The organism is Holdemanella hominis (genome assembly GCF_014306155.1).
Taxonomy (GTDB): domain Bacteria; phylum Bacillota_I; class Bacilli_A; order Erysipelotrichales; family Erysipelotrichaceae; genus Holdemanella; species Holdemanella hominis.
Genome location: NZ_JACRWH010000125.1, coordinates 1 through 920 on the forward strand (window position 1 = coordinate 1; position 920 = coordinate 920).

Genomic DNA, 920 nt, shown 5'->3' on the forward strand with positions numbered 1-920 from the left:
GGATATATTGGTAGTCATATTTGTGTTGAATTATTAGAGAGTGGTTATGATGTTGTAGTAATTGATGATTTCTCGAATTCAAAACCAGATGTGTTGGAATCGATTTATAAAATTACAGGAAAGCATGTTAAATTCTATGAATTTAATGTGTTAGATGAGGAAAAGACTGAATCTGTATTTGCAGAAAATAAATTGGATGCGGTGATTCATTGTTGCGCATTTAAAGCAGTTGGTGAAAGTGTTCAAAAACCAATTGAGTATTATACAAACAACTTGATGACTACTTTAGTGGTTGCCAAGATGATGAAAAAGTATCATGTTCCAAGTATTGTGTTTAGTTCAAGTGCGACTGTTTATGGAGATCCTGAAGTGGTTCCTTTAACAGAAGACTGCAAGCTAGGTGAAACAACCAATCCTTATGGAGCTACAAAGGCGATGATGGAAAGAATCTTAACGGATGTGCAATTCGCCAATCCAGAAATGAGTGTAACTTTACTTCGTTATTTTAATCCCATTGGAGCGCATGAATCGGGTTTGATTGGTGAAAATCCAAAGGGAATCCCTAATAACTTGATGCCTTATATTATGAAGGTGGCTACTGGAGAACTTCCAGAACTCGGTGTATTTGGAGATGATTATGATACACCAGATGGAACGGGTGTTCGTGACTATATTCATGTGGTCGACTTGGCAAAGGGTCATGTATTAGCGATTGAAAAGTACAATACACCAGGTGTACATATTTGTAACTTGGGAACAGGAAAAGGATATAGTGTATTAGATATAGTACATGCCTTTGAAAGAGTGAATGGAATTAAGATTCCTTATGTCATCAAACCAAGACGTGCAGGAGATATTGCGACATGTTTCGCAGATCCTACAAGAGCTAAGGAACAGCTTGGCTGGGTGGCTGAAAAGAA

1 protein-coding gene is annotated in these 920 nt (G+C 37.3%); it reads left to right on the forward strand.

What is annotated here, in order from left to right; all coding sequences use genetic code 11:
- The coding region (galE, locus tag H8911_RS12170) for a UDP-glucose 4-epimerase GalE (RefSeq protein ID WP_186999841.1) at positions 1–920 on the forward strand (920 nt) is incomplete at both ends.